Genomic DNA, 26,719 nt, shown 5'->3' on the forward strand with positions numbered 1-26,719 from the left:
TTAATCCATCCTCGTCCCAAAAATATTTCGTTGTAGCTCCGTATTAAACGTTGAAACTATTGGTGTTTTGTACAAGTCCGACAAGTAGTCTTCCGTCAAGATCTCCTCGGTTTGACCTTGAATGTAAGTTTGATTGTCGATCAATAATCCCACCATGTCTCCGACCATCATTGCTTGGTTCGGGTCATGTGTACTTATTATAATAGAAATATTTTTATCTGAAAGGGCTTTTATTAATTTTAAAACTAAAATTTGATTTTTATAATCGAGTGCTGAAGTCGGTTCATCCATGATCAACAAGTGTGGCTCTTGGACTAAAGCCCGACCGATCTGGGCTAATTGTTTCTGTCCTCCGGATAGATCTTGAACACTAGCCTCGGCGAAATCTTTGAGTCCAATCAAGTCTAAAACCTCTACGACTTTTTGTTGGTCACTTGCATCTGGTTGAGCAAATAGTCCGTGAAAGGCACTGCGTCCGAGCAATAAGTAGTCGTACAAACTCAAACTACTCTTAATATTGACTCCTTGACTGACTAACGCTAAGCGATGCGACAGTTCCCGACTAGAAATATTTTTTAATTCGCGGTCTTCTAATTTGATAGCTCCACGATAAGTCTTGTGTAGCCCACTCAGACAAGACAGCAAAGTACTTTTGCCGATACCGTTAGGTCCTAAGATGACCAAAACTTGACCGTCATCGAGCGACAAGTCGACGTTTCCAATGATCTCTTGACTGTCATAGGCGAAACTTAATTTTTCAGTATAAATTTCAGACAACGGTAGTTTTTCTCCTTATTAAAATAAATACAAAGATCGGTACCCCGATAAAGCCGGTCACGATACTCAAAGGAATATCGTTGACCGAAATGCTCCGAGCTAAGGTATCAGCAACTAGTAGCAAGATCGATCCGACGACACCGGTCAATGGCAATGAGATCCGGTTGTCGCTCCCAACGATGCTACGACTAATGTGGGGTACGACTAGACCGACCCAGCCGATTACTCCACAAAGACAAACTGCAGCTGACGTTAATAATGTCGCCACGACTATCATTAAATTACGATTTAAAACCGGATTTATCCCGATCGTTTTGACAGATGCTTCATCGAGCGACAAAACATTCAAGCGCCAACGGGCAAAAAACAAAAAGAGGATACCGACTAATAAGACTGGTCCAACTGACGCCAGCGAACTGAGATCGACTTTCATGAAGCTCCCTAGTTCCCAATAGACGATACTTTGGAGTTGGTCTTCTGGATCGGCGATGTATTTGATCGAACCTAAGATCGACTGCATCAAACCAGCGATGATGATCCCGGCTAGGATCAAGGTCATCCCCGAATTGTTGCGTAGAAAATGGTTGATGATCAAAGTTAAAAACATCGTTAAAATACCCATAACAAAGGCACTTAATTCGACCATATAGATCGGCATCCCTGACAAAATAGCAAAGGCGGCACCGACACTCGATCCCGTCGCTACACCTAAAATATTGGGTGAAGCCAATCCATTATTGAAGATAGATTGAAAAGTGGCGCCGGCCATGGATAGACCCGCGCCAACTAATATAACCGCCAATATTCTAGTAAATCTCAATTTGAGTATTAACTTCGTTGAACTCGTGGCTCGATTGAAGAAATAGCTCATCACATCATTAAAAGACAAGTTGTACCGGCCGATCATCATCGACATGACGATCAAAACGACCAGTAAGATAACTGCCAAAATCATTACGATTTTATTCTTGTGATTTTTAGCCACGATATTGTTCCCCTCTTAAATTCTTGGTTTACGACGATATACTTCAGGACTTCTGAAGAGATATTGCCATGGTAACGTTAAAGCGTGTACCAATCTAGTGTAAGGGAAGAATCCAAAGATTAAAAGCCCACAAACAACATGGAACTTAAAGGTCAATGGAACTTGTTGCATCAAATGGAAGTCTGGTCTGAAGTAGAACAACTGTCTAGCCCAAACTGAAAGGTTCAACCGATAGTTGAATTCGGGATGGAAGAAAATTCCATCTCCCAGTGATGCTGCCAAACCTAAAACAATTACAATCAAAAATGAAAGGTCTACGACTAAGTCACTGAATGAACTAGTCTTGAAGACACGATCATCATTGAAACGTCTGAAACTCAAGATCAACATTCCGGCTAAAGCTAGGAAACCAGCAAGGCCTCCCATTACTAAAGCGCCGATGTGGTAGATCTCGTTAGGGATCCCTAGCCAGTCAGTAAACGACTTAGGTATCAAGACACCAACGACATGTCCGAAGAATACTAAGATAATTCCCACGTGGAAGAGAATACTTCCGATCATCAAATTTTTCTTTTCAAGTAACTCACTTGATTTGGCTGTGATCGTTGATCTAAACCAAGTGAAGCGAATGATGGTCCCGAAGATAAACGAACCGAGTGCGACGTATGGGAACACGCACCATAATAAGAAATCACCGATATCTTTCATCTCTATTCTCCCCCTGTTTTCGTCATGTCTGGCTGTTTGATATCTGGCTGTTCAACACATGATCTGAGCTCTGATCTAACAATACCGATAGTTCTGAAATATAAATCGTCCGATTGTTCTTGTGACTTTTCAAGCAGATTGAAAGTTCCATCTTCGATCACAGAGAACAAAAGTTTTAAATCTTGTTGACGATAATCGTCTTTCCAGTCGCTGTATGTTAAAAATTCTAACATTAGTGGCAAGTAGTCAGACAATTCCGTTCCTTCGATCTGGACGCCAAACATCTCATAAAGCATCTTGAGTTTGGCTAAAACTTGTCCACGTTCTCGAGAATCCGTCATTTTATAATACGTCATGTATAAAGTGTAACGGTTGTTCAATTCAAAAAGTGAAACATAGTGAGTTTTAATATCTTCAAGTGAATAGACTTGCATCGCAGAAATGATCTCGATCAATTCTTCTTTATGCGGAGTTTCTGGATAGTCCCGTTTAAACTCGTCTAAAAACTTTGGCTCTAATACTTCTTGAGTTGGGTAGTCGATCATTCTTGATAAGTAAATGAAACCACCTTTTAAGCTATTGAGCTTCTCAATATTAATCACGCCAAATTCCTCCATAGAAACTTTCTGCATAAATATCTTTGGATGACATTCCAGCTTTAGCTTTACGTAACATGCTGCCGTGAGCAGGTGCTAAGGCACAGCCGTTACATTCTTCATAACCTAAGCCACCTTGATCATCTTCAACGTGTTCGATTTTTTCTTTCTTAGCCTTAGGAATCACGAATCTGTCGTCATATTTAGCAATTGCCAGTAGACGGTAGAGTGATGTAGCTGATTCTTCAGTCAAATCAACACGGTCAAGTTTTTCAGTATCAAAGTCTTTTCCACTTGTTTTTGCACGCATATACAATCTCATCATTGCTAATTTGTAGAGAGCATTCTTGATTACTTCAGTGTTACCACCGGCAAGAAGATTTGCTAAGTATTCAACCGGAATACGCATTTCTTCGATAGCTGGGAAGATGAGTTCAGGATACTTGATCGAGTTCTTACCTTCGAAGTAATTCATGATTGGTGATAGAGGTGGTACGTACCAAACCATTGGCATTGTACGGTATTCAGGGTGCAATGGGAAGGCGATCTTTTGTTCAACAGCCATCTTGTAAATAGGTGAACGTTGAGCACATTTGATTGTTTCCATGTCAACGCCGTCTGCCAATGCTTGTTCGATAACTTCTGGATCATTAGGGTCTAAGAACAATCCTAATTGTGCTTCATAAAGCTTTGTGTCATCAGGTTCTTCACAAGCTTCTTGAACACGGTCAGCATCGTAAAGGATAACTCCGATGTAACGGATACGACCAACACAAGTTTCTGAACAAACTGTTGGTAATCCTTCTTCGATTCTTGGGTAACAGAAAGTACATTTTTCAGCTTTGTTAGTCTTCCAGTTGAAGTAAACCTTCTTGTATGGGCATCCTGTCATACAGAATCTCCATCCACGGCAACGTTCTTGGTCAACTAAGACGATTCCGTCTTCGTCACGTTTGTACATGGCACCACTAGGACATGAGGCAACACAAGCTGCGTTCAAGCAGTGTTCACATAAACGAGGCAAGTACATCATGAAAGTTTTTTCAAAGTTACCTTTGATGTCGGCTTCGATGTTTTGCATGTTAGGATCTTCGCCGAAACTACGATCTGAACCAGCCAAATCGTCATCCCAGTTAGGACCGTTGTTTAATTTCATATATTTACCAGTGATCTGTGACTTAGCACGAGCAACTGGTTGGTGTTTTGATTCCTTGCCAAACAATGTTTGGTAATCGTAAGTCCATGGTTCGTAGTAGTCGTCCATGTTAGGCATGTCAGGATTGTAAAAAATCTTAGCTAGAGAAACTTTGTTAAGTTTGCTTCCGGCACGTAGTTCCAACTTGCCTTTACGATTTAATTTCCAGCCACCTTTGTAGTGACTTTCGTCTTCCCATTTCTTGGGATAGCCGACACCGGGTCTAGTTTCAACGTTGTTAAACCACATGTATTCTGCACCGGGACGGTTAGTCCAAGTTTGCTTACATGTTACGGAACAAGTGTGACATCCGATACATTTATCTAGGTTTAAAACCATAGAAATTTGCGCTTTAACCTTCATTATTCCACTTGACCTCCTTTAATTTTCTAACGTTTACGTATAAGTCTCTTTGGTTACCGATTGGTCCATAGTAGTTGAAGCCGTAACTTAGTTGTCCATAGCCTCCGACCATTTGGGTTGGTTTGACGTGGATCTGAGTTGGGGCGTTGTGTGAACCACCACGGTTACCCGTAATCGTTGATAATGGTTCTTCAATTTCCATATCTTGAGCGTGGTACATGTACATTGTGCCATCAGGCATTCTTTGACTGACAACGGCTCTGGCTGTTACTACACCGTTCTTATTGTATAGTTCAACCCAGTCGTTATCTTCAACGTCGATCTTCTTAGCATCATCCAAACTCAACCAAACTGTTGGGCCACCTCTAAAGAGTGTCAACATGTAAAGGTTGTCTTGGTAAGTAGTATGGATGTTCCACTTCCCGTGAGGTGTTAAGTAACGTAATGTGACCTCTTTGTCGGCTTTTTCAACCTTGGTATCAGTTGGTGCCATGACAAATGGTGGAAGTGTTGGTTTGTATGTAGCTAATTCTTCACCGTATTCTTGGAAAATTTCGTGATCCAAGTAATATGATTGTCTACCAGTGATAGTTCTGAATGGAACGTTTCTTTCGATGTTGACAGAGAATGGTGAATATCTGTCGCCGTCGTGTTTAGCACTGGAGAAGATCGGTGTTGGGATACCTTCGCGAGGTTGCACGGTAATGTTTTGGAAGGTCATTTGTTTCTCTTCTTGACCGGCTGAGATATCTGTTAGCTTTTTACCAGTGATCTCTTCGGCATCTTCCCAAGCTTTCTTAGCAACGTGGCCGTTTGAGGCACTTGATAGATGCAAGATAGCTTCGGCAACATTACGGTCTTGATCGAGTTTAGGACATCCCTTCTCGATTCCTTCGTTGTAAGTTCCTAAAATATCTTTCAATTCATCGTATTCAGTGGAAACATCGTAGCTATATCCGTTTGAACCGACTTTTCCACGAGCGTTAGGTCCTAAGGAAATGAACTTGTCGTAGATCTTCGTGTAGTCACGTTCAACTAAGGAAAGACTTGGCATTGTCTTACCAGGGATAGCTTCGATCTCACCCTTCTTCCAGTCTTTGATCTCACCTAATGGTTGGGAGATCTCACCTTTAGAATCATGCCCGAGTGGTTGAGTCTTCAAGTCATATTTAACGCCTGAGAAGTACTTCTTAGCCATGCCAGAAAATTCTTTGGCGATGTCTTTAAAGGCTTGCCAGTCACTCTTTGATTCCCAAAGTGGATCGACTGCTTTGTTGAATGGGTGAATGAATGGGTGCATATCAGTACTTGAAAGGTCTTCCTTTTCGTACCAAGTTGCAGCTGGTAACACGATATCTGAGTAAAGTGGTGTCGTTACCATCCGGAAATCGAATGTTGTAACTAAGTCCAATTTACCGTCGATCGAGTGTTCGTCCCATTCCATGTCTTCCGGTTTGAAATTGCCGTTAGTCTTAGCTAACAAGCCATTTTCAGCACCGAGCATGTGACGCATGAAGTATTCTTGTCCTTTACCAGATGATGCGAACAAGTTTGAACGCCAGATGAACATACCTTTAGGTTGGTTTTCATCGGCATCAGGAGCTTCAGCAGCGAATTTCAAACTTCCGTCAACTAATTCTTTAACGACTTTCTTAGCTACTTCTTCTTTGTCAGTAGTCTGATATTGATCTGTGAAAGTCAAACTGTTGCGGTTAAATTGTGGATATGATGGCATCCAACCTAATCTAATAGCCATTTGGTTGTAGTCAGCTGGATGTTTGTAGCCGTGTTTGATGTGTTTAGTTGGTGATTTTTGAGCGGCATTGTCTAACTCATCATACTTCCATTGGTCACTAGCAAAGTAGAAGAATGAAGTACCTTGTTGTTGACGAGCGCCACCTGGAGTCCAGTCGTTAGCAAATGCGATATTAGCCCAACCTTCGGCCGGACGTAATTTTTCTTGGCCAACGTAGTGAGCCCAGCCACCACCTTGAACACCAACACAACCACAAAGAAGTAGCATGTTGATGGCTGAACGATAAGTCATATCTGAGTTGAACCAGTGGTTAACACCGGCACCGATGATGATCATTGACTTACCTTTAGTTTCGGCTGCATTCTTGGCAAATTCATTAGCAACTTGAACGATCAAATCTTTTTTAACGCCAGTGATCTTCTCTGACCAAGCAGGTGTGAAGAGACTGTCGAGGTCATCGTAGCCTTTAGCAGCATATGGATCAGCTTCAACACGGTTGATACCATATTGAGCCATTACCAAGTCAAAGACTGTAGCGACTTTTTGCTTCTTGCCGTTGGCTAAAGTGATCTCACGATATGGGATCGTTCTTTGATAGATCGAGTTACCAGAAGCATCAAAACTAGGCATGTCGATCGTTTGTGTCTTGCCGCTTTCGATGAATGACAATCTTGGATCGATCTGGTGACCGTCTGCAGCAGTTAGATCAAGGTTCCACTTCTTGCCAGCTTCCCATCTTTGACCCATAGTTCCGTTTGGAACGACTACTTGGTCGTTAGTTTCATCAACGAGAACTGGTTTCCATTCACCGTTTTCGACTTCTTTGTCAGTCAAGTCCGAGATTCTGAGGAAACGTCCAGAAACGACGTGTTCTGGGTTAGTTTCACTTTCATCAAGCATGATCATGAATGGTAGATCAGTGAATCTCTTCGAGTAATCGATGAAATATGGTACTTGTTTCTTATTATAAAATTCATTCAAGATAACGTGCGTGAAGCCTTGGGCTAAAGCAGCGTCAGATCCAGGATGTGGAGCTAACCAGTTATCAGCGAACTTAACGTTTTCAGCATAGTCTGGTGAGATCGAAACGACCTTTGTACCTTTATAACGAGCTTCTACCATGAAGTGAGCATCAGGTGTTCTAGTTAATGGAACGTTTGAACCCCACATCATCAAGTATTGACTGTTATACCAGTCAGCTGATTCAGGTACATCAGTTTGTTCACCCCAAACTTGTGGTGATGCTGGTGGTAGATCGGCATACCAATCGTAGAAACTAAGCATTTCTCCACCAAGCATAGAAAGAAATCTAGCACCAGAAGCGTAACTGAGCATTGACATAGCTGGGATCGGTGAGAATCCAGCAATACGGTCAGGTCCGTACTTCTTGATGGTGTAGATCAACATGGCTGAGATCAATTCAGTAGCGTCTGACCACTTAACACGGATCAAGCCACCGTGACCACGAGCTGATTTATATTCTTTGGTCTTTTCGGGGTCAGTAACAATGCTTTCCCAAGCATCAACGGGACTATCATTTTGCTTCTTAGCTTCATCCCACATTCTCCACAAACGTTCACGAATGTATGGGTATTTAATACGCAAAGGACTGTATTCATACCATGAGAAACTAGCACCACGAGGACAGCCACGTGGCTCGTATTCAGGCATGTTAGGTCCACAAGAAGGATAGTCAGTTGACTGATGCTCCCAAGTTACGACACCTTGTTTGACATAAACGTTCCAACTACAAGAACCGGTACAGTTAACACCGTGAGTAGTCCGAACTACTTTGTCATGTGCCCAACGTTCTTTGTATAATTTCTCCCAACGACGTGAGTTTTCTTCGAGTTGGGTGAAATTACCATTAAATTTTTCGACTTTTTTAAAGAATTTTGATCCTAGCATAAGCAATTCCCCTATCAATATCGTTATTTATCGATACTAATTCTACATATTAAATTTAGCACGTATCCTAATTGACTTCGATTAGGAATTTCCCTAACCTTTTGAGTAAACGTATATTTGGAGGGAATGAAAATGGTTACGAGCAGATATGATCGACAGTTAAAAATCGAACAAATTGGTGAAGTTGGCCAAGCGAATTTGGAAAAAGCTAACGTCTTAGTTATCGGTGTCGGGGGACTCGGTAGTTATGTTTCGTCAGAATTAGTTAAGGCTGGGGTCGGTTCGATAACTTTAGTCGACTTTGACCAAGTAGAGTTGACCAACTTGCACCGGCAAAATCTTTACACAGAGGCCGACGTTGAAAATGGTCTAGGCAAACTAGAAGCCATGCAAGAACATTTACAGGCAGCCAACAGCAACGTTAAAATAAATACTATAGAACAAAAATATTCATCAGAACTAATCAATGACCAATATCAACTAGTCATCGACTGTACCGACAATTTCCCAGTCAAATATCAGATCAATCATGACTGTTTCGAAAAAAACGTCCCACATATTTTTGCCACTTGTGCCGGCAATCAAGGTCAGGCTATGTTCATCAGATCGACTGACGACGCTTGTTTAGAATGTCTCTACCCCAAACAAGACATCGCTAAACTTGGCCTTTCAGCAAACATCGGAACGAATCCAATGATCGTGGCCATCACTGGTAGTTTGGAAGCTTCAATGGCGTTGAAGTTTTTGACCCGTCCTGAAAAAGTCGTGCCCGGAAAATTAATGGTCGTCGATAATTGGAACTTCGACTTCCGTAAGATCAGGGTCCACGTTAGTTCGAAATGTCCACTTCATGGAGGTAATAATTAATGATAGATTTTTCAATCATCACCGTCAGTGATACGCGAACCGAGGAAACTGACAAGTCAGGACAATATTTGCAGGAAAAATTAACTAATGAAGGTTATAATTTATTCCAAAAATATATCGTTAAAGATGACTCCAAAGAAATAATTCAGGCGTACAATAAACTAGTACAGACCGATTCAAAGTTGATCCTCGTAAATGGTGGAACGGGTATCGCCGTCCGTGATGTGACGATCGATACGTTAGAACCCGAATTTATCAAACTGATCCCTGGTTTTGGTGAATATTTTAGAAGGATCAGTGTCGACGAGATCGGTATTAGAGCCTTAGCTTCCGGAGCTGCCGCTGGGATAACCGCCAGTGAACAGCTTTGTTACTTACTGCCAGGATCGACTAACGCTTGCAAGACCGCTTTAGAAGAAGTCATCTTGCCTGATTTACCACACTTAATAAAGGAGATAACTAAATAATGTATACACCAGTTGATAAAAGAAACGCCATTTCCATTGATGCTGCCCGCGACGTCATTAAAAAAAGCGTTGCTGCATTAACTACTAAGACAGAAATGATCAAGGCTAGTGAGGCTAATCATCGGGTCATTGCTGAAGACGTTACTGCACCAAATGATCTCCCGACTTTTCGTAGATCGGGTTATGACGGCTTTGCATTGATCAAATCCGACTTGAAGAGTTTCCCGACTCAGTTGAAAGTCGTTGGCGACATCCCTGCTGGAGCCGACTTCGATCGACCAATCGTTTCCGGTGAAGCTGTCAGGATCATGACTGGTGGTTACGTTCCTGACGGAGCAGACTTAGTCGTCATGTTGGAAACTACGAAGATGGTCGACAAAGACACGGTTGAGATCTCCGAAATCCAACGAAAAGACAACATCACCCAGATCGGTGACTACTTCAAACAAGGCGACACCTTGCTAGCTAAAGATACCGAGATCAACCCCGGAGGAATCAGCTTATTAGCAGCTTTTGACGTCCAAGAGATCAAGGTCTATCAACAACCGAAAGTCGGCATCATCACTACTGGTTCAGAATTGTTACACCCTGGTGAACCAGTCAAAAACGGTAAGATCTATAACAGTAACGGTCCTTTGATCAAGAATCTTTGCTTAGAAAATGGCGCCCAAGTCGTTAGCTACACGCAGATCAAAGACGACCCCGAATTATTGAAAAAAGCCATCACTGACCTTCAAGGAAAGTGCGATGTCATCATTACTGACGGTGGAGTTTCTGTTGGTGACTTCGACATCATTGCCGATTTAGCCAAGTCAGCCGACCAACTACTCTTCAACAAACTCGAAATGCGTCCTGGTTCAGTAACGACGGCTTTCGTCGACAAAGGTACCCTTTACTTTGGATTATCAGGAAATCCTGGTGCTTGTTATACCGGTTTCTACCTATATGTAGAATACGCCCTACGTTTGATGCAAAAACAAGCTAGTCGTTGTATCGAATGCTTCGGAACATTGAACGCTGAATATACGAAGACAAACATGTACGACCGGATCTTACGTGGAAAATATCACTTCGAAAAAGATCACATCGAAATCGGCCGTGTTGGTGGCGACGCTTCAGGAAATTTGAATAATTTGCAACGTGCTACTTGTATGTTCGAGATCCCTCGTGGCGACTCGATCACACCAAAAGGAAGCGTCTTGAGAACATGGTTGTTACCTTTCAAATAGTCGGTCATAAGAAAAGCGGCAAGACCACTTTAACGAACGACTTTTTAAAAGTAGCTCCAACACTCAACTATCAAATTTCTGTCGTCAAACACACTCACGGACCAGTCGATATACCTAGCAACACCGACACTGGCAAGTTTTATGAAAACTCCAACGACGTATTGTTACTAAACGATACCCAAACGATCCACTATCAACGAAACCTCGAATTGACCGCTGAAGCACAGATCAGGCAAATGCAGCAAACTACTTCAGCCGATTTTTTGATCATCGAAGGTCTCAAGGAACTCGACTATCCTAAAATAGTCCTCTTAAAAAAAGACGAATCACCGGCTGACTTTGGGGAAGTCACTAATATCCGGTCTTTCGCCAGCATTCAAAAAACTACCACCAGCCAAGATTTTGTTTCACTGACTGACTTTAACAAAAGGGATTTTATTACAAAGTTTTTGAGGGAATTAAAATGACAGACGGACTTATTCTCGCAGGCGGAAAATCTACTCGCTACCAAAGTGACAAGGCACTCGCCCACTTCAACACTCGTGTTTTGACAAATGTTGAATATACGGCCAACAAGCTCTTGCCTTTCGTAGACAACTGCTACGTTTCAACTAATCAAAACAACAATCACGCCATTAGACGGCTTTTTTACGATGTCAAAAACATCGAAGTCATCGAAGACCAAGCACCATTGATCGACCGTGGACCGATCTCGGCTCTATGGTCTTACTTTCAAGCGACTGGTAACGAACGGGCAGATTTACTCGTCCTAGCGACTGATTACAAAAATATCAATCAAACTATGCTAAAATTGATAAAAAATCAAAGCGCTTACATAAACTGTGGCGGTGAACCACAATATACTTTTTGCCACATCGATTTAACTTTTCGTCAGTTCAAAAATCAGCTGCACAACCGTCGCTTCAGATGGCAAGACGTTTTACAAACTGCAAACTGTGACACCGTATTTTTGGCAAATTATCAAATTAAGAACATCAACTATCAGGAGGATCTACTATGAAAAACAAGTCCGATATGACCGAAGGCGACTTCCAAAAACTGATCCGTATTTGTATGAACGACCTTTCGATCCAACGAACACTTTTAGAAAATGAAATGCAGGCGCAACGAGACGACTTAAGAACCCTAGAACAAGATGAAGCAATCGATAATCTCGAGCGGAGGATCATGTTGATCAAGAAAGACTACGACCACTACGCCGACTATATCGACCCTGCCTATTCCGAAGAAAAAATAGAATATTAGTAGAGATGATAAACCATGAAAAATAGCGATACCCTTTGGATTCAAAAGAATTTTTTGGACTCACCCGACGCTACTTTGATCGTCAAAGGTGACAAAGTTGTAATTGTAAATAATGCTGCTCAAGAATTGATCAACGGAGTCGACTTGGATGTGAACTACATCATCCAACTCGTCCAAACTGACATGGCGGAGAACCGATCAAAGACTAATAATTGCGTCAACTGTATCGTCAAGGAAACGATGCACCACAATTCCGTTCCTTTAGACTTTACCGATAAGAAGCAATTAAAAGATCTGTCATTTTCGCTCGACTATTATTTGATCGACGAAAGTGAAGGCGTTTATTCGATCGTCATTCGCAACAATGCCGCTAAAGATCGGCTCAAGAAGATCGAAGACAACCACGATATCGTCAGAAAGATCAACCGGACCCAAGAAAATGAACGGAAACGGATCTCGGAAGACTTGCACGACAGTGTTGCCCAATCAGTTTATTCATCGATCATGACTTTGAGCCACTTAAAGACCGGTGATCTGGAGCACGACCAACTAATCTCCCAAGTACAAGATCAGCTTCGAGGGACGCTGACCGACATTAAGAGTTTAGCCGTCGATGTTCGTCCAGCTGTCTTGGACAACTTCGGCTTGATCGCCGCGATCCACGCATTAGTTAAGAGGATGCAACCTAGTACTTCGATCGAATTAGATTTCATCGACCGTAGTAACGACTTATCAGTCTTATCCGATGACATTCAAACTACCTTGTATCGGATCGTCCAAGAAGCCGTCACGAATGCTATCAAGCATTCAAAAGCTGATACCATCGTCATCATGCTCGTTTCACACAAGAACAAGATCTCACTTGAGGTCATTGATGACGGCGTTGGCTTCAACATGTATACCAAGAAATCTTACAATGGATCTTCACTAGGAATGATCAACATGAATGAGCGCGTTAAGTCACTCAATGGTTATTTCCTAGTCGATTCACAGATCAATGATGGAACCACGATCACAGCGGAATTTCCATACGAAGGTAGTACGGAGCCGACAAAAAACGAGGAATGAGTAAAACATGAAAAACGTACTAATTGCCGACGATTTCAAGATTTTACGTAAGGGTCTGGCCTATACCATTAATTCCACCAACAAATTCAAAGTAACAGCCGAGGCGCAAGATGGTAACGAGGCTTACTCCATAATCGAAAACCAAGACATCGACATCGCCATCGTCGATATTTCCATGCCGCCGGGGGAGAGCGGACTGGTGACGATCAAACGGATCCACGATTATCACCCTGAAGTAAAACAAATCGTCTTATCAATGCACGAAGAACCGGAATATATCAACAGTGCCATTGCTAATGGCGCCCTTTCATACGTCCTAAAAAGTTCCGACGAAAAAGAACTCTTAAACGCTTTAAATCATGCCGATGTCGATCAATCCTACATCGATAAAAACATCGTCATGACCGAAAATGACTACAACATCATCAAAGAAAAACAAGAAGAAGACCAAGATCTAGACGAAAAAAATCTGGACAAGTTAAACTTTGTTAACTTGTCCAGACGTGAACGTGAGGTCTTACCTCTTATTTGTTTAGGTTTTTCCAACCAAGAAATAGCGGAAAAATTATTCGTTACTAGAAAAACGATCGAAGCTCATAAAACTAACATCATGAAAAAACTCGGCTTCAACTCGCGTCGTGAATTACTGCATTTTGCTATGCAGCATCACCTGATCGACTTTTAGTCATCGTTACGATCGTTGTTGAAATGATCAACAACAAAGCACCGATAATGATGTTAGCAGTAATATCGATCGGGAAGAAGAAGTACGAGTAGACAATTACGACTAATGGTCCTAATGCCCGAACGATATTAGCTTTACCAGCCGTGATAAACTTCAAACTCGTGTAGAACAACAAGAGTGATAGGAAGCCATTGAAAAAGGCACCGAAGAAGTTAAATGTCACAGCTTGAGCCTTGATACCGGCAAAAGTACCAGGGATCAAAACTCCAGTGATCAACAATAATCCGGCAGACACTAAGTGGTTGTAAAACAACACATTGCCAGGGTTATTATCTTTAACTAAGTATTTCGCAATAATATTATTGGCAGCGTACATGAATGGATAGACGAAGGCACAAACAATGCCCCAGAAGCTATCGATCTGAACACGGCCAGATGAAACGAAGATCGAACCTAAGATACAAAGGATAACTGCTAAGTAATCCCAACGAGTCAATCTTTCTTTCAAGAAAATGTACGATAACACAAAGACATAAACTAAATAGATCCGGGCTATCAAAGTAACTGTAACTGGGCTTAGAAGCGATAAAGCTACATACTGTAAGATAACACCCACACCGTTCGTAAGTCCTAAGAAGATGACCCATTTGTCTTTGATCACCGAGAAATCATGATACATGAAGTAAATTAAAATCAAATTGAAGATGGCGGCGAACACACTAGTGAACAACGCTCCTAAAATCGGATTTAAACTTACCAAAGAAAACTTGTTTAATACTGGACTGATGCTGCTAAAAAGCAATGAAATTAAATTAAGCTCAACTCCGAGGCGTTGAGCTTTTTTAGTATTACTGTTATCCATTAATCGAGTTCCTCGATCTTAAATGGAGTACTGCTTAATGCTTGGCGAACTACATCGATATCGGCATTACCGATCACTGTAGCTGTCATATTGTCCATATTCTTTTCGATACGGTCAACGCCTTCTACATCACTGAGTTTTTGAGCAATGTGGACCGGACATTTATCGCATTTTAATCCTTCGATCAAAATTTTCTTTGCCATAATAAAATCCCCCTCAAAATTTGTTAAATCCATTCTAGCAGACATCTTTTTAATTTTAACTTAGGCAAATTACTAATTTCAAATGATAGGTAAAGAATATAAAATATAATTAACGAATATGGAGGATAATATATTATGGCTAATAATATTTCATTAGATGAATCAGTTTATCAACTCTTAAAAGACGTTGATCGTAAGTATTTCACTTCCAATCGACAAGTAAATCGCAATTCAATGCTCTACCAAACGATCGATTCCGTTAAAGATTCAGGTTGGTTCCAAGACCTTGAACTCGAGGAGATCGAAAACTATCCGTTAGCCACTGCCACTTTAAAAAAGGCTACTTTGACTGATGCCGGTAGAAAACACCTTGCCGAGATCAAACCTCAATTCGAAACTAAGGAGTAATTTCATGGACATTAACGACTTAAAAAAACAGATCAATGATCGCTTCGAAAACGCGCCCATCCAATCATCGGCTTTTTACGCTGATCCTGAGGACCATCTCGATAACCAAAAGAAACTACGGATCACTTTGAAGTCCTTCATCGAAACGCAAAAACCCGACACTCCTTTTGCTCTCCAAGTCTTAGCAACTCATTCAGAGATCACGATCATGCCATTAGGTTTGCTCGACTTGAACGAATTAAAAGAATGGGAAAACAAACAACGTGCTGCCAGTGGTAAAACTTACGCCACCGGTGAAGAAAAGACCGGTACTCCGATCGTCGTCCAATTTGAATCGCACGTAAAAGACTTCAAGTCGGAAAAAGACATTCTCGACATTTACACTGACGACTTGTTCGACCACTTCAACGACACTTTCAACGACAAGCTATGGCCTGCCATCATGAAGTATTTGAACGAGAACCAAACTATTTTACGTGACGTTGAAAAGAAATTAGTTGCCGAAAGTGAAGAAGTAAAGGCTACTAACATGCAACAACTTCGACACATGCAAGCTGACCAACTCAAGGAAAAAGTCGGCTTCGATCTGAAAGAAGATCAATTCGAGCACTATGCCACGTACATAGCTGATCTCTCACAAGTCAACGCCATCCTAGTTTCATCCGCCGGCTTCGTCAAAGATCAGATCTTAAAAGACATGCCCTTCGGTCAAATGATGAACTTGCCAGAAATGCGCAACACTTTCTTCTGGGTCTTGGACAACACTTTCAACGAAATCATCTACTTCTATATCCAAGCTTTCGGTAGCACCAACCCGAACTTGAAAAAACACCTCAACACTATCCGCAAGAACTTAGCTACCTTAATGCGGACTGATGCTTGGAAGAAATGTAACGACATTATCGAAAAAGGCGAGAAATTCAATACGCAAAAATTCTTCACTGACGTTTTCATGCCAATTGCTGAGAACCTCGAAGTTGAAGTCGATAAATTTAAATAGGGGAAAATTATGACAGCTGTATCACCTTTTGAACAATTTCAAAAATTAAATGTCCAGCTAGTAGGACTCGAAGACTACATGCGTCACCTACTAGAATTACACAATGACGATATCATTAGTGAAGCTGGTCGATACTTGCACTCGGAAAGATTTTTGCATGCCGCCTTCTTCTTTTTATTCTCTGAATTTGGCGATGCTAACGCGGAAGACTTACGCGACAACTCATTGCAATCAGCCGCTGCTGCCATGCAAATGTTTTACATCCGCAACGAAATGATGCGTAAACATCAATCCGATCCCGACTCGATCAAACTAAATTTCATGGTCGAATATTTTTCCGACTTGATCGACGTCGAATTTCGGAAATGTTCCGCTGATGACGACGATCTTCAAGGCAAGATCGATGCCGTTCAAGAGATCACGACTAACCAACTGTTGGCCGATGAAGAAATGGTCAAACCAGTCAGCGATGTCGGCGAATACATCAAACGGATCGAAGCAAGATCAGCTGTAATGTTCGAATTTGCCTGTCGCTTCGGAGCCCAAGCAACTCACGCCAACGACGTCTTGATCGACTCCGCAGGCCAGATCGGTCGCACCATTGGCCTAGCTTACCAGATCAAAAGCGAGATCCTCGACCTGATCGGCATCAACACAACTGAAGACCAATTCGGTCCACTCTACATGCTCCAAAGTGGCGAATTCACTCTACCAACCATCTTCGCCGTAGCTAAAGCTGGCCCCGACTTCTTAAACAACATCGCGGAAGCCGGCAGAACCGGTGACAAAGCCTTAGCAGAAACAGCCGAATATATCATCGACAACGGAGTAGACGCCGCTCAAGTAATGGTCAAAGAATACAAAGACCAAGCCGTCTTCGACATCGACATGTTGCCAAACATTCAGGCTAAGAAAGATCTAAAAACACTCGTAAACATGTTATTGTAAACAAAAAATCGACCTAGATCCGGTCGATTTTTTTATTGTCTTAAATTACGGACAAAATGTCCTTTTTGATTATTAGTTGTATACCCAACCTGAAGAACGGTGTGTTGGACCAGCCAATTGAGCGAATGGAGCAACATCTCCGTCAGGAGTAACTTCATCACCATTAAAAGTGATCAATGTTGAAATTCCATGGTACGTCAACTCATAACCATCATCAGTTTCAACGGCTTCAACATCACTTTTCAAAGATGGATCAACAGCCATAGCATGAATAAATAAGCTTTTTGCCATATCAGCACTCTTGATTCGACGATTATTGGTATTGTCATCAGTATTATTTTTGCTTAAATCAGCCGATGATGTTCCCTGAGTTTGACTATCAACAGCTTTATCATTGTCGCTACTATCATCATGCGACTGCAAACCACTAGGCTTAATATCCTTGAGCTTGTTTTGGCTGTTCAAATAAACTACTTTACCATCAATACCAACCAAAGCTTGTTCAGGAACGTTTTCAAACAACTGGTTAACGACCTTAGTCTTTCCTGGCTTGACCGTCAAAGTCCCCGTTTGATCTGAGTTGATCTTGTAAGTCTTGTCGTGGATAAAAATAAATTTAGATTTATCAAACTTAATAGTTTTATCCGACTTATTTTTGACTGTCATTGACATGACGAAGACTGGATCAGCGTAATCTTCAGCTGTTTCATCGCGGTCTTGCTTGAACGAGAAGGTTACCTTTTTCTTATCAGCATTGCTGAGATTTTGGTAGTATTTTGTTTCTGATTTAGTCTGCGAAGACTTTGACTGACTGTCTTTTGAAGATTGTGTCTGGCTAGAATAGTACTGCATCCCCCGAGTACTAGCAAAGCTAACGCGGACACGATTAACCCCGTTTTTTTCATAATTTCCCCCTATTATTAAGTAACATTTTAATTATAAAGGATTTACAAACAAAACATAATTACTTCAGATTAAAAAAGCCGGCAAAACTAGCAATTATATTATCGACGATATTGAGCGATTGCAAAAATGAGACACATTTGGAACTAAAATCTCCGATAACGGGAAGTTGTTTGAAGGTATCAGACCAGTTAGTTTGGAGATCTTGCATTTCACGACCAATAGTAGTTTTAGTAGGATCGAAAAACGAAGTCGCACCCGAAATAAAGTTGCTGATGACCGGTAATTCACAAATATTTTGGACGACTTTAGAGAAAGTGCTAGCATCGCTATTATTTTCTCGAGGTGTGTCTTTGGCTACCCGCCAACCAGATGCATGGTCGCTGTAATTGGAATTACTGTTATTTGAGTTGTTGTTTCCACTCATTCCGGAGATGGCAGCTTGAATGTCGGCTTCAGAAATATCACTAGTAGCCTGATCATTCGGCGACAAAACTTGCTCACTCGACTGGTCAGTTTTATCACTTGGTCGTTTTGAGTTCGCTGGCTTTTCAGTTTGTTGAGGTTTATCAGCATCAGAATTTATTTGCGTATCGTCAGCTGTTTGATTACTTTGCTCAGAAGAATCGCTCGGATCAGAATTACCACTAGCAGATTCTGAACCCGTGTTTTCTGAATCACCTGTTGAATCGGTGTTGGAATCAGAATTATTACCAGAACTAGAATTACCTGAAGAACCAGTGTTTTCTTCATTATTAGAATCTGTTCCTGTTTCACCTGATCCAGAATTGATATCACCGTTCTCGTTTTGATCACCGGAATCAGGTTCCGTAGTATTTTGATCAGTTTGCTGACCGGAAGCAGAATTTTGGTCAGACTGAGACTGTTCTGAACTATCAGCAAATGTCCCAGTCTCATTTGACTGACTACTTTCATCTGAGCCCGATTCAGAATTATTTGTTTGATCCGTTGGTAAACTCGAACTATTGTTATCCGAATTGTTCGTCGAACCCGTATTTGTTGTTTGATGATCGGAAATTACATACGCTTGAGCCTCTTGTGGGTTCGTCGTAGACACTGCCGCAATAGTTAGCAATAATGACGATGACAATAATACTCGCTTGTATTTCATAAAATCCCCTTTTCCTCATATCGTTTACATAACAGGTTATCATAGATTATTAACATTTCCATTACCAGAATATTAAAATTTCACAAACGTAATATTACTTCAATTATGATCAGATTCAGATGGCGAGTTCGATTTTTTACTACAAAACACTACAAAACAAAACGATCCCCAGCAGAAAAAAGCTTCTACTGAGAATCGATTTTTTTAATATTGTGAATAATTTGAATCTTTATAAATAAAGCCTTCCGGAGCGGCTGCCGTTGGTCCAGCTAACGTTGAAAAAGTAGCGATAACATTGCCATTAGCATCCAATTCGTCACCAGAATTGTTAAAGTAACTGACGGTATTTTGCAAAGCGTCATCAGTGACCTTGTAACCATAAGAAGTAGGCACAGCATAAACACCTTCACCCCGAGCAGAAGTAAAGCCCATCGAGTGCAAGTACAAAGCCTTAGCCATCGAGGCACTAGTCAAGATCTTAGCAGGAGCCGAAGGATCAGCAGTAGAACTAGCAGCCCCAGAACTAGCAACAGATCCAGACGAATTTCCAGCAGATTGCGAACCACTAGAGCCAGAAAAAGCCGCCTTAGGAGCATCAACATTAGTAGTAACATGATTATCGTTAGAAGCAGTCAACTGATTAGCTTCCTTAGTAGCCTTCCCCGAAGCGATCCGGAAAGTAAATTTACTCAACTTGTAATGTTGGTCGATATAAACAAAGTAATTAGTAGGATCATTCAAAGTAGACTTATTGATCCCAGTAAAAAGCCGTCTAACCTCGCAAACCTCGTGATGTTTAACCACCAAAGAATCATGGCGATCAGACTTAATATCCCGATCAATAGCCGAATAAATCTTAAATTCAGCAAAATCAAAACGAACAGGCCGAGCAGCCTCATTCTTGATCTTCACAGTAATATCATAATCGGACCGAGAAGAAACAGCACGAAAATCAAACTTAACCTTCCGCTTATCAGACTTAGACAACTTCTGATAATCCACAGCAGAACGATCAGAAACAGCAGACCCAGAATCAGAACTAGCCTTCTGACCAGAACCACCAAAAGCACTGCACCCGCCCAACAAAAGCAAGCTCAGTAAACCAAAAAGAACTACACCTTTTTTCATAATAGTCTCCCAAGAAACAATCAAATCCCAGAAAACAAAATCCAAATCAAAATCAAATCAGACTAACCTTAGTTAAATTCTACAACCAAGAAAGGAAGAAACCCTAGAAGAACGCTTAAAAATAAAGTGGTAGAAAAAACAAAGTAAATGATAAATGCATAAATAGATAAAAAGATAAAAAGATAAAAAGATAAAAAATAATAGCCGAATAAAATTAAAAAAGGAAGGTTCGCGGAAGCGATTTTCAAGGCGACAAAGGAGCCGAAGAAAGAGCCAGAAAAAGCAGAAACAAAAAAAGAACCGATGAAAACCACCAAACAAAATAAACAAGATAGATCAACAAAAGCAAAATTCTAGAAACGAACCAAAACTAGAAACCGCAACCCAAACCAAAACAGTCTAAGCAAAAAAAGATAAGTACAGTACCCCCACCAAAAAATGGAGGTTTATGCAAACCTAGGTTCTGCGTGAGGGTGGAGGGAATTCGCTGTCAGGTGTGAAATTCTTCTTAGCGACGGAGGAGCTTAGAAGAAGACTCGTATTTGAGATCGTCGAAGCGGTCTCCTTCGATGAGCTCAAATCGAGTCCACACCGTTCCACAGCGCAATTCCCGGAACCCTCACGCAGAACCGGCAGTGAACCTCCAAAAAAATCCAACCACAAAAAAAAATCCCAACCTCCAAAAAGGAAATCAGGAAATCAAAAGCTAAAACTTCATTAAAAACCTAAAGCTTGAAATCATAGCTGCCTAGCTTATGTTCCGAGTTAGAATAAATAATACAATCATCCTTACTCTTCAAAGTACCAGCAGAAACACCAGTGAACAACTTCTTCACATTGCAAGTACCCTTAGGCTTAACAGTAACCGTATTAGTCTTCGCAGATTTAATCTTCGAGCCATTCTTGTTATAAATGCAAATATCGCCTAAATTAAATTTAACCGTCTTTGCTGATTTATTCTCAATCTTGGCGTTCACATCATATTTGCTACCAACTTTGGTAGTTGAATAAGAAACAGCGACCTTCTTTTGGTCTGCCTTATCCAACTTTTGATAATATTTGCAAACTGTGCCTTTGGTAGCAGCAGCTTTTGCATCATTTGAGCAGGCAGCTTGGGCAACGCTAGTTGTAGAAGCTCCTGTTAAAAGTAGAGCACAAACCAAACCTACGTAAACCAAATTCTTTTTCATCACTAAAAATCTCCTTAGATTCCAGACGACAATTTAATACTAATACCTACGATCTATTTCACAATCATGAGATTTTCATCTCGAATATTATTTTAACGTCATGACCTGTATCAAACGACCAATATTATTAATTATTTTTTGTATATTCTGGTCAGAATTATTGATAGCTGTTTCAAGGTCGACTACACCAGGCACGCAACTAAAAATCGCGTCAATTCCTAAGGGATATAATTCTTCAATTTTTTCACCGACAGAACCGGCAATGGCGATCACTTTAATATTAGGATCCACCTCTTTAGCCGCCTTAGCTACACCGATCGGTGTTTTCCCATATTTAGTTTGAAAGTCGATCTGGCCTTCACCCGTAAAAACAAAATCAGCATCGGCAATTTGCTTTTTAAAGTCGGTATATTTTAAAACGATCTCCACTCCCGGCTGGATCTCAGCGTTTGTGAAAGCTAACAATCCAGCACCGAGTCCACCGGCAGCTCCGGCACCGGCAACTTCTTCAACTTCTTTTCCTAGGTCATTTTTGATGACTTGGGCATAATTTCTCAAAGCTTTGTCTAAAACTTTGACCATTCTCGGTGTAGCACCTTTTTGCGGACCGAAAACAGCCGAAGCTCCATCTTTACCAGTTAGTGGATTTGTCACGTCTGAAGCAATGATGATTTTGACATCGTTCAGTTCTTTGGCCATATCACTGATATCGATCCGAGCGAGATTTTTCAATTCAGCACCACCAAAACTCAATTCGTTGCCGTGTTTGTCTAACAAGTTGGCACCCAAAGCTTGGGCCATCCCAGCACCACCGTCATTTGTGGCTGAGCCACCGAGTCCGATGATGACCGTTTTCGCCCCTTTGTTGATTGCAGCATTGATCAATTGCCCGGTACCGTAAGTCGTTGCAATGTAAGGATTACTAGTTTTTTTATTAATAAATTGGATCCCACTAGCTTCAGCCATTTCGATGACAGCAACTTTACCATCGTCGATCATGCCATAATGAGCTGTCACTAAATTTCCCAAGGGATCGAGAACTTTTTCAGACAGCAGCTCGCCTTTTTTCGCATCTACCAGCGATTGCACCGTACCTTCGCCGCCGTCTGCCATCGGGATCTGCAAATAGTTGGCATCCGGTAAGACTTTTTCCAGTCCACGTTGCATCGACAGCGCCACTTGTTTAGCGGTCATGGAACCCTTGAATGAATCTGGAGCTAAGACAATTTTCATAATTACACCTCAACTAGTCTCTGATAGCTCTATTTTAATCCAAATCCATGAGTAAAAATTTGGAATAAAACAAATAAAATGATACTTTTAAAATATAATTCCAATTGGAGGTAACATTTTGAAGACAATCACATTCAATCATCGAGAAAGTTCCATCATCGGCATGGGAACTTGGCGTTACGGCGAAGGCGACTTACTCAAGACTCAACGAGAGATTGAGATCTTGAAACAAGGCCTCAATCACGGCATCAACGTCATCGATACGGCAGAAATGTACGGAAATGGTAAAGCTGAAAAAGTCGTCGGCCAAGCCATCAAAAATTTTGATCGCGACAAATTCCAAATCATTTCGAAATTTTACCCATATCATGCCACACTGGAATTGATCAAAGAGAGCCTCGAAAAAAGCTTAAAACGGCTCAACACCGACTATTTAGACGTCTATTTATTACACTGGCGTGGTCAAACACCTTTAGCAGAAACAGTTGAGGGCTTAGAAGCAGTCAAAAAAGCCGGCTTGATCAAAAGTTGGGGAGTCTCCAACTTCAGTACTGATGATATGAAAGAATTAGCCAGCGTTCCAAACGGCGAAAATTGCCAAGTAAACGAAGACTTGTACAACTTAACGAGCCGTGGCGTAGAATACTCACTCTTGCCATATCAAAAAGAACGCAACATTGACTTCATCGGCTATTCCCCATTTGGCTCAGACAACAACGCCTTCTTAAACTTAAAAGGAGAAGTAGGCGAAGTAGCAGCCTCAAAAGGAGTCTCCATCTTCCAATTACTACTAGCCTGGTGCATCCGCAGCGGCAACGTATTAAGCATCCCAAAAGCCAGCTCAATAGAACACTTCGCCGCCAACCTCGAAGCAGCCGACATCACATTTACAAATGATGAAATCGAAGCACTAGATAAAATTTACCCTGCTCCAACTCATGAAACGCCGCTAGATAGTATCTAAACGCAGAGAGTGGAGAGACGCGGTCAGCTGCTGAGGATTAAAACACAGAGAGCGGAAGGCGACGGTCAGCTGCTGAGGATTTAGGGACTGTCGGCACCCAAGGTGCGGCGAAGCCTTGCCTGCCAACAGTTTCTAAACCGGAGGCCGCTGTCGCCTGGAGCTCGTTTTCGCATCTTTGAGAATAAAAGATTAAAATACCTATCCAAACCGCTGCAATTTTAACCAGCTAAAATTGAATAGCTCTATCTTTATGCTACAAACTTAGCAAACAAAAAGTGAATAACACTATTTGATACCTACAAAGCAGTACACAACTACCCACATTAACCGAAGGCCACAGTCGCCTGAAGCTCGTTTTGACATCCTTGACGATAAAAATAAAAAGCACTATCCAAAACCACTGCAAGTTTAACCAGCAGAAAATTGGATAGTGCTATTTTTATCCCCAAACCTAATAACATTCAATCCACCAATAATTCCACTATCCCAATATTTTCCACAACAACCACCCCAACATTCTAAAATTTCTTTCTATATTATAGCTACATCATCAATCCCAATAAAAAAAGCCCTAAGGCATTTGCACTATAGGACTAGAACTAGTCTGATCAGCGGGATCATTTATCTTCGGATCGCCAATACTATCAGATTTGACAGTAACTAACTCTTCTTTGATTTTTTGTTTAATTTTATTCTTACGTTTGATTTCGGTGATAGTTTCCACCTTATCCTCAGCTGGCGACGCATCCAAAATATGCACCCCGGCCGACACTATAACGATCAATATCCCGCAGACCAATAACATCGTTAAATTAAGCTGATTTCTCATAAACTTTCCCCTGCGAATTTTGCTGGGTTAAATATAGCACGTGATTTCCCAAAATGATACGACGTTTATTTTATGGATTTCTATAATTCATCTTTTGAAAACCTAGTATAATTTATATATATCTTTCGTTGAAAGGATCATTTATGAAAAAATTATCTATTACTGCGTCTGTTATCGCGCTAATTTTATTTCTTGGCACGATCATATTGCGTTTATCGCACGTTCAATCTTATATCACCACTATCACACTGATCTGTGCCGTGATATTCCTGGCTTTAGGGACGATTACTTATATGAGGCAAAAATAACCTGTTTCCTTCTAAACTCGAAGGAGATGGGTTATTTTAAAATACATCTGTTCTCAAAATGTGAACACTTGGCATTCTTTTTTATCATAATTTATTGTCAAAAGTTTTAAAAATAAGCTTTTTGATGCGTTTTCTTGAGAAAATTTATAAATTTGAATTGCTATTTTTTTTGAGAAGTGTAAGATATACCCCAAATTAATAAACATGTGTTTACGAATTGTGAACACTTTGGGGAGAATTATCATGGAACAAGAAACACTTAACCGTAGTTTGTCTTCTAGACAGATGCAAATGATTGCTCTAGGGGGAACTATCGGTGTTGGTCTATTCATGGGATCAGCTTCTACGATCAAGTGGACAGGACCTTCTGTTTTACTTGCTTATGGCCTTACGGGATTAATTTTATACATGGTTATGAGAGCTTTGGGAGAAATGCTCTACGTTGATCCTTCAACTGGATCATTTGCTAAATACGCGACCGAATACATTCACCCGGTGGTCGGTTACTTAACTGCTTGGAGTAACGTTTTCCAGTACTTAGTCGTTGGTATTAGTGAAGTTATCGCCGTCGGAACTTATTTAGCTTTTTGGTGGCCCAACTTGCCACAATGGATCGCCGGAGTGGTTGTTGTCGTGACCCTTTGTATCGCCAACTTAACTTCTGTTAAAGCTTACGGTGAACTAGAATTCTGGTTTGCCTTGATCAAAGTTGTGACAATCATCTTGATGATCGTCTTAGGACTCTTAGTCATCGTCTTCGGAGTCGGAAATCACGGACATCCCGTCGGCATCAGCAACCTTTGGGTCAACGGTGGTTTCTTCACTGGTGGTCTAAAAGGCTTCATCTTCGCCCTTTCCATCGTTGTCGCATCTTATCAAGGGATCGAAGTTATCGGTATTACAGCCGGTGAAGCTGAAGACCCACAAAACAACATTGTTAAAGCCATTCGCTCGATCGTTGGTAGAATTTTAATTTTTTACATTGGCGCTATCTTCGTTATCGTTTCGATTTACCCTTGGAACAAACTAGGCACGATCGGTTCGCCATTCGTTGAGACTTTCGCCAAAGTCGGGATCACAACTGCTGCCATGATCATCAACTTCGTCATGCTAACAGCAGCCATGTCCGGCTGTAACTCAGGAATTTTCAGTTCAAGTAGAATGCTCTACACCCTGGGTCTAGAAAAGCATTTGCCAAAAATCTTTACTAAAGTATCTCGCCACAAAGTACCATACGTACCAGTAATCGCCATTTCGGCCGGTATTTTGATCGGACTACTATTAAATTACGCATTACCAGTACTGTTACACACATCAAGCAACATCTTCGTAATCGTCTACAGTTCCAGTGTTCTACCAGGAATGGTCCCATGGTTCGTTATTCTGATCAGTCAGTTAAGATTCAGAAAGCAAAATAAGCACTTATTAGAAAACCACCCATTCACCATGCCTTGGTACCCAATCAGTAACTACTTATCAATCGCTGCTTTGTTAGTGATTTTAGTGTTTATGTTTTTAAACCCTGAGACAACGGCTTCGTTGTTGGTTGGTGTTGTTTTCTTGATTGTTATGACTGCTATTTATTTCATTAGAGAGAGAAAGCATAATAATGCTGAAGTTGGAGAGAGTGAAACTGAAGTAGAAGAAGATTAAATAGAAGAAAATCAGATATTCTGGTTTTCTTCTTTTTTTGAGGTTCACTGCCGGTTCTGGGAGGGTTCCGAGAATTGCGCTGTGGAAC

At 41.2% G+C, this 26,719-nt stretch carries 28 protein-coding genes; 13 read left to right on the forward strand and 15 right to left on the reverse strand.

Annotated elements, in window-relative coordinates; all coding sequences use genetic code 11:
- Genes EKM69_RS06440 through EKM69_RS06465 form a run of 6 tightly spaced genes read right to left on the reverse strand, consistent with a single transcriptional unit; the run spans nt 1 to nt 8,288 of the window.
- On the reverse strand, nt 1-777 hold the full coding sequence (locus EKM69_RS06440; protein WP_125709324.1) for an ABC transporter ATP-binding protein: 777 nt from the start codon (nt 775-777) through the stop codon (nt 1-3).
- The gene (locus tag EKM69_RS06445) at nt 770-1,762 is read right to left on the reverse strand and encodes a FecCD family ABC transporter permease (protein ID WP_125709326.1); all 993 of its coding nucleotides are present in this window, start codon (nt 1,760-1,762) and stop codon (nt 770-772) included. Before EKM69_RS06445 ends, EKM69_RS06440 begins: the two co-directional genes overlap by 8 nt.
- Before the next feature lie 15 nt (nt 1,763-1,777).
- The gene (gene narI / locus EKM69_RS06450) at nt 1,778-2,470 is read right to left on the reverse strand and encodes a respiratory nitrate reductase subunit gamma (RefSeq protein ID WP_125709328.1); all 693 of its coding nucleotides are present in this window, start codon (nt 2,468-2,470) and stop codon (nt 1,778-1,780) included.
- Nucleotides 2,471-2,472: 2 nt separating this feature from the next.
- Nucleotides 2,473-3,072, reverse strand: a complete 600-nt coding sequence (gene narJ / locus EKM69_RS06455) for a nitrate reductase molybdenum cofactor assembly chaperone (RefSeq protein WP_125709330.1) — start codon at nt 3,070-3,072, stop codon at nt 2,473-2,475.
- Nucleotides 3,065-4,624 carry a nitrate reductase subunit beta gene (gene narH, locus EKM69_RS06460; RefSeq protein WP_125709332.1) on the reverse strand — a complete coding sequence of 520 codons (1,560 nt, stop codon included), beginning with the start codon at nt 4,622-4,624 and terminating at the stop codon, nt 3,065-3,067. Before narH ends, narJ begins: the two co-directional genes overlap by 8 nt.
- Entirely contained in the window at nt 4,614-8,288 is a 3,675-nt protein-coding gene (locus EKM69_RS06465) for a nitrate reductase subunit alpha (protein WP_125709334.1), read from the reverse strand. Before EKM69_RS06465 ends, narH begins: the two co-directional genes overlap by 11 nt.
- A 132-nt stretch (nt 8,289-8,420) precedes the next feature.
- Here EKM69_RS06465 and EKM69_RS06470 point away from each other — a divergent pair, with 132 nt between their 5' ends.
- From EKM69_RS06470 to EKM69_RS06505, 8 genes are read left to right on the forward strand one after another with little or no spacing between them, the layout of a single operon-like run.
- A complete protein-coding gene (locus tag EKM69_RS06470; RefSeq protein ID WP_164505873.1) occupies nt 8,421-9,155 on the forward strand; it encodes a HesA/MoeB/ThiF family protein in 735 nt (244 codons plus the stop codon).
- Nucleotides 9,155-9,622, forward strand: a complete 468-nt coding sequence (locus EKM69_RS06475) for a MogA/MoaB family molybdenum cofactor biosynthesis protein (RefSeq protein ID WP_125709338.1) — start codon at nt 9,155-9,157, stop codon at nt 9,620-9,622. Before EKM69_RS06470 ends, EKM69_RS06475 begins: the two co-directional genes overlap by 1 nt.
- Entirely contained in the window at nt 9,622-10,851 is a 1,230-nt protein-coding gene (locus EKM69_RS06480) for a molybdopterin molybdotransferase MoeA (RefSeq protein ID WP_125709340.1), read from the forward strand. Before EKM69_RS06475 ends, EKM69_RS06480 begins: the two co-directional genes overlap by 1 nt.
- Nucleotides 10,830-11,318: a molybdopterin-guanine dinucleotide biosynthesis protein B gene (gene mobB, locus EKM69_RS06485; protein ID WP_125709342.1), complete on the forward strand. Its 489-nt coding sequence runs from the start codon at nt 10,830-10,832 to the stop codon at nt 11,316-11,318. Before EKM69_RS06480 ends, mobB begins: the two co-directional genes overlap by 22 nt.
- Nucleotides 11,315-11,872 (forward strand): NTP transferase domain-containing protein, encoded by a 558-nt coding sequence (locus tag EKM69_RS06490; protein WP_125709343.1) that lies wholly within the window; start codon nt 11,315-11,317, stop codon nt 11,870-11,872. The genes mobB and EKM69_RS06490 overlap by 4 nt, the downstream gene beginning before the upstream one ends.
- Nucleotides 11,869-12,117, forward strand: coding sequence for a hypothetical protein (locus EKM69_RS06495; RefSeq protein ID WP_125709345.1), 249 nt, complete (start codon nt 11,869-11,871; stop codon nt 12,115-12,117). The genes EKM69_RS06490 and EKM69_RS06495 overlap by 4 nt, the downstream gene beginning before the upstream one ends.
- Nucleotides 12,118-12,132: 15 nt before the next feature.
- The gene (locus EKM69_RS06500) at nt 12,133-13,185 is read left to right on the forward strand and encodes a sensor histidine kinase (protein ID WP_125709347.1); all 1,053 of its coding nucleotides are present in this window, start codon (nt 12,133-12,135) and stop codon (nt 13,183-13,185) included.
- 7 nt (nt 13,186-13,192) lie between these two features.
- Nucleotides 13,193-13,870, forward strand: a complete 678-nt coding sequence (locus EKM69_RS06505; protein ID WP_125709349.1) for a response regulator — start codon at nt 13,193-13,195, stop codon at nt 13,868-13,870.
- On the opposite strand, the gene EKM69_RS06510 is transcribed toward EKM69_RS06505, so the two are convergent.
- On the reverse strand, nt 13,842-14,732 hold the full coding sequence (locus tag EKM69_RS06510; RefSeq protein ID WP_125709351.1) for a DMT family transporter: 891 nt from the start codon (nt 14,730-14,732) through the stop codon (nt 13,842-13,844). The genes EKM69_RS06505 and EKM69_RS06510 overlap by 29 nt on opposite strands.
- Nucleotides 14,732-14,935 carry a cation transporter gene (locus EKM69_RS06515; protein ID WP_164505874.1) on the reverse strand — a complete coding sequence of 68 codons (204 nt, stop codon included), beginning with the start codon at nt 14,933-14,935 and terminating at the stop codon, nt 14,732-14,734. Before EKM69_RS06515 ends, EKM69_RS06510 begins: the two co-directional genes overlap by 1 nt.
- 135 nt (nt 14,936-15,070) lie before the next feature.
- Between EKM69_RS06515 and EKM69_RS06520 the strand changes: the two genes are divergently transcribed.
- From EKM69_RS06520 to EKM69_RS06530, 3 genes are read left to right on the forward strand one after another with little or no spacing between them, the layout of a single operon-like run.
- Entirely contained in the window at nt 15,071-15,343 is a 273-nt protein-coding gene (locus EKM69_RS06520; protein WP_125709354.1) for a hypothetical protein, read from the forward strand.
- A gap of 4 nt (nt 15,344-15,347) precedes the next feature.
- Nucleotides 15,348-16,343, forward strand: coding sequence for a hypothetical protein (locus EKM69_RS06525; RefSeq protein ID WP_125709356.1), 996 nt, complete (start codon nt 15,348-15,350; stop codon nt 16,341-16,343).
- A 9-nt stretch (nt 16,344-16,352) separates the two neighbouring features.
- The gene (locus EKM69_RS06530) at nt 16,353-17,291 is read left to right on the forward strand and encodes a polyprenyl synthetase family protein (protein ID WP_125709358.1); all 939 of its coding nucleotides are present in this window, start codon (nt 16,353-16,355) and stop codon (nt 17,289-17,291) included.
- Nucleotides 17,292-17,363: 72 nt separating this feature from the next.
- On the opposite strand, the gene EKM69_RS06535 is transcribed toward EKM69_RS06530, so the two are convergent.
- The 5 genes from EKM69_RS06535 to EKM69_RS06555 form a co-directional block, all read right to left on the reverse strand.
- The gene (locus EKM69_RS06535; protein WP_125709360.1) at nt 17,364-18,143 is read right to left on the reverse strand and encodes a hypothetical protein; all 780 of its coding nucleotides are present in this window, start codon (nt 18,141-18,143) and stop codon (nt 17,364-17,366) included.
- Between the two features lie 112 nt (nt 18,144-18,255).
- Nucleotides 18,256-19,326, reverse strand: coding sequence for a hypothetical protein (locus EKM69_RS06540; RefSeq protein WP_125709362.1), 1,071 nt, complete (start codon nt 19,324-19,326; stop codon nt 18,256-18,258).
- A gap of 204 nt (nt 19,327-19,530) precedes the next feature.
- Nucleotides 19,531-20,454 (reverse strand): hypothetical protein, encoded by a 924-nt coding sequence (locus EKM69_RS06545; protein ID WP_125709364.1) that lies wholly within the window; start codon nt 20,452-20,454, stop codon nt 19,531-19,533.
- Between the two features lie 725 nt (nt 20,455-21,179).
- Nucleotides 21,180-21,644, reverse strand: a complete 465-nt coding sequence (locus EKM69_RS06550) for a hypothetical protein (RefSeq protein WP_125709366.1) — start codon at nt 21,642-21,644, stop codon at nt 21,180-21,182.
- Between the two features lie 87 nt (nt 21,645-21,731).
- The gene (locus EKM69_RS06555; RefSeq protein WP_125709368.1) at nt 21,732-22,877 is read right to left on the reverse strand and encodes a glycerate kinase family protein; all 1,146 of its coding nucleotides are present in this window, start codon (nt 22,875-22,877) and stop codon (nt 21,732-21,734) included.
- Nucleotides 22,878-22,995: 118 nt separating this feature from the next.
- Between EKM69_RS06555 and EKM69_RS06560 the strand changes: the two genes are divergently transcribed.
- Nucleotides 22,996-23,841 (forward strand): aldo/keto reductase, encoded by an 846-nt coding sequence (locus tag EKM69_RS06560; protein ID WP_125709370.1) that lies wholly within the window; start codon nt 22,996-22,998, stop codon nt 23,839-23,841.
- Between the two features lie 323 nt (nt 23,842-24,164).
- Here EKM69_RS06560 and EKM69_RS12490 read toward each other — a convergent pair whose 3' ends face one another.
- Both EKM69_RS12490 and EKM69_RS06565 read right to left on the reverse strand, forming a co-directional pair.
- Entirely contained in the window at nt 24,165-24,302 is a 138-nt protein-coding gene (locus EKM69_RS12490; RefSeq protein ID WP_225423853.1) for a hypothetical protein, read from the reverse strand.
- 110 nt (nt 24,303-24,412) lie between these two features.
- Nucleotides 24,413-24,670, reverse strand: a complete 258-nt coding sequence (locus EKM69_RS06565; RefSeq protein WP_125709372.1) for a hypothetical protein — start codon at nt 24,668-24,670, stop codon at nt 24,413-24,415.
- A 551-nt stretch (nt 24,671-25,221) separates the two neighbouring features.
- Here EKM69_RS06565 and EKM69_RS06570 point away from each other — a divergent pair.
- Entirely contained in the window at nt 25,222-26,631 is a 1,410-nt protein-coding gene (locus EKM69_RS06570) for an amino acid permease (protein ID WP_125709374.1), read from the forward strand.
- Nucleotides 26,632-26,719: the final 88 nt, after the last annotated feature.

This window comes from Companilactobacillus zhongbaensis (genome assembly GCF_003946515.1).
Taxonomy (GTDB): domain Bacteria; phylum Bacillota; class Bacilli; order Lactobacillales; family Lactobacillaceae; genus Companilactobacillus; species Companilactobacillus zhongbaensis.

Bases quoted from the DNA above. Each gene is read 5' to 3' on its own strand.
- EKM69_RS06475 (WP_125709338.1), top strand. From the start codon at position 9,155: ATGATAGATTTTTCAATCATCACCGTCAGTGATACGCGAACCGAGGAA.
- EKM69_RS06495 (WP_125709345.1), top strand. From the start codon at position 11,869: ATGAAAAACAAGTCCGATATGACCGAAGGCGACTTCCAAAAACTGATC.
- mobB (WP_125709342.1), top strand. From the start codon at position 10,830: ATGGTTGTTACCTTTCAAATAGTCGGTCATAAGAAAAGCGGCAAGACC.
- narH (WP_125709332.1), bottom strand. From the start codon at position 4,624: ATGAAGGTTAAAGCGCAAATTTCTATGGTTTTAAACCTAGATAAATGT.
- EKM69_RS06520 (WP_125709354.1), top strand. From the start codon at position 15,071: ATGGCTAATAATATTTCATTAGATGAATCAGTTTATCAACTCTTAAAA.
- EKM69_RS06570 (WP_125709374.1), top strand. From the start codon at position 25,222: ATGGAACAAGAAACACTTAACCGTAGTTTGTCTTCTAGACAGATGCAA.
- EKM69_RS06530 (WP_125709358.1), top strand. From the start codon at position 16,353: ATGACAGCTGTATCACCTTTTGAACAATTTCAAAAATTAAATGTCCAG.
- EKM69_RS06535 (WP_125709360.1), bottom strand. From the start codon at position 18,143: ATGCAGTACTATTCTAGCCAGACACAATCTTCAAAAGACAGTCAGTCA.
- EKM69_RS06525 (WP_125709356.1), top strand. From the start codon at position 15,348: ATGGACATTAACGACTTAAAAAAACAGATCAATGATCGCTTCGAAAAC.
- EKM69_RS06540 (WP_125709362.1), bottom strand. From the start codon at position 19,326: ATGAAATACAAGCGAGTATTATTGTCATCGTCATTATTGCTAACTATT.
- EKM69_RS06565 (WP_125709372.1), bottom strand. From the start codon at position 24,670: ATGAGAAATCAGCTTAATTTAACGATGTTATTGGTCTGCGGGATATTG.
- EKM69_RS06550 (WP_125709366.1), bottom strand. From the start codon at position 21,644: ATGAAAAAGAATTTGGTTTACGTAGGTTTGGTTTGTGCTCTACTTTTA.
- EKM69_RS06510 (WP_125709351.1), bottom strand. From the start codon at position 14,732: ATGGATAACAGTAATACTAAAAAAGCTCAACGCCTCGGAGTTGAGCTT.
- EKM69_RS06470 (WP_164505873.1), top strand. From the start codon at position 8,421: ATGGTTACGAGCAGATATGATCGACAGTTAAAAATCGAACAAATTGGT.
- EKM69_RS12490 (WP_225423853.1), bottom strand. From the start codon at position 24,302: ATGTTATTAGGTTTGGGGATAAAAATAGCACTATCCAATTTTCTGCTG.
- EKM69_RS06515 (WP_164505874.1), bottom strand. From the start codon at position 14,935: ATGGCAAAGAAAATTTTGATCGAAGGATTAAAATGCGATAAATGTCCG.
- EKM69_RS06505 (WP_125709349.1), top strand. From the start codon at position 13,193: ATGAAAAACGTACTAATTGCCGACGATTTCAAGATTTTACGTAAGGGT.
- EKM69_RS06500 (WP_125709347.1), top strand. From the start codon at position 12,133: ATGAAAAATAGCGATACCCTTTGGATTCAAAAGAATTTTTTGGACTCA.
- EKM69_RS06555 (WP_125709368.1), bottom strand. From the start codon at position 22,877: ATGAAAATTGTCTTAGCTCCAGATTCATTCAAGGGTTCCATGACCGCT.
- EKM69_RS06480 (WP_125709340.1), top strand. From the start codon at position 9,622: ATGTATACACCAGTTGATAAAAGAAACGCCATTTCCATTGATGCTGCC.
- EKM69_RS06490 (WP_125709343.1), top strand. From the start codon at position 11,315: ATGACAGACGGACTTATTCTCGCAGGCGGAAAATCTACTCGCTACCAA.
- EKM69_RS06465 (WP_125709334.1), bottom strand. From the start codon at position 8,288: ATGCTAGGATCAAAATTCTTTAAAAAAGTCGAAAAATTTAATGGTAAT.
- EKM69_RS06545 (WP_125709364.1), bottom strand. From the start codon at position 20,454: ATGAAAAAAGGTGTAGTTCTTTTTGGTTTACTGAGCTTGCTTTTGTTG.
- narI (WP_125709328.1), bottom strand. From the start codon at position 2,470: ATGAAAGATATCGGTGATTTCTTATTATGGTGCGTGTTCCCATACGTC.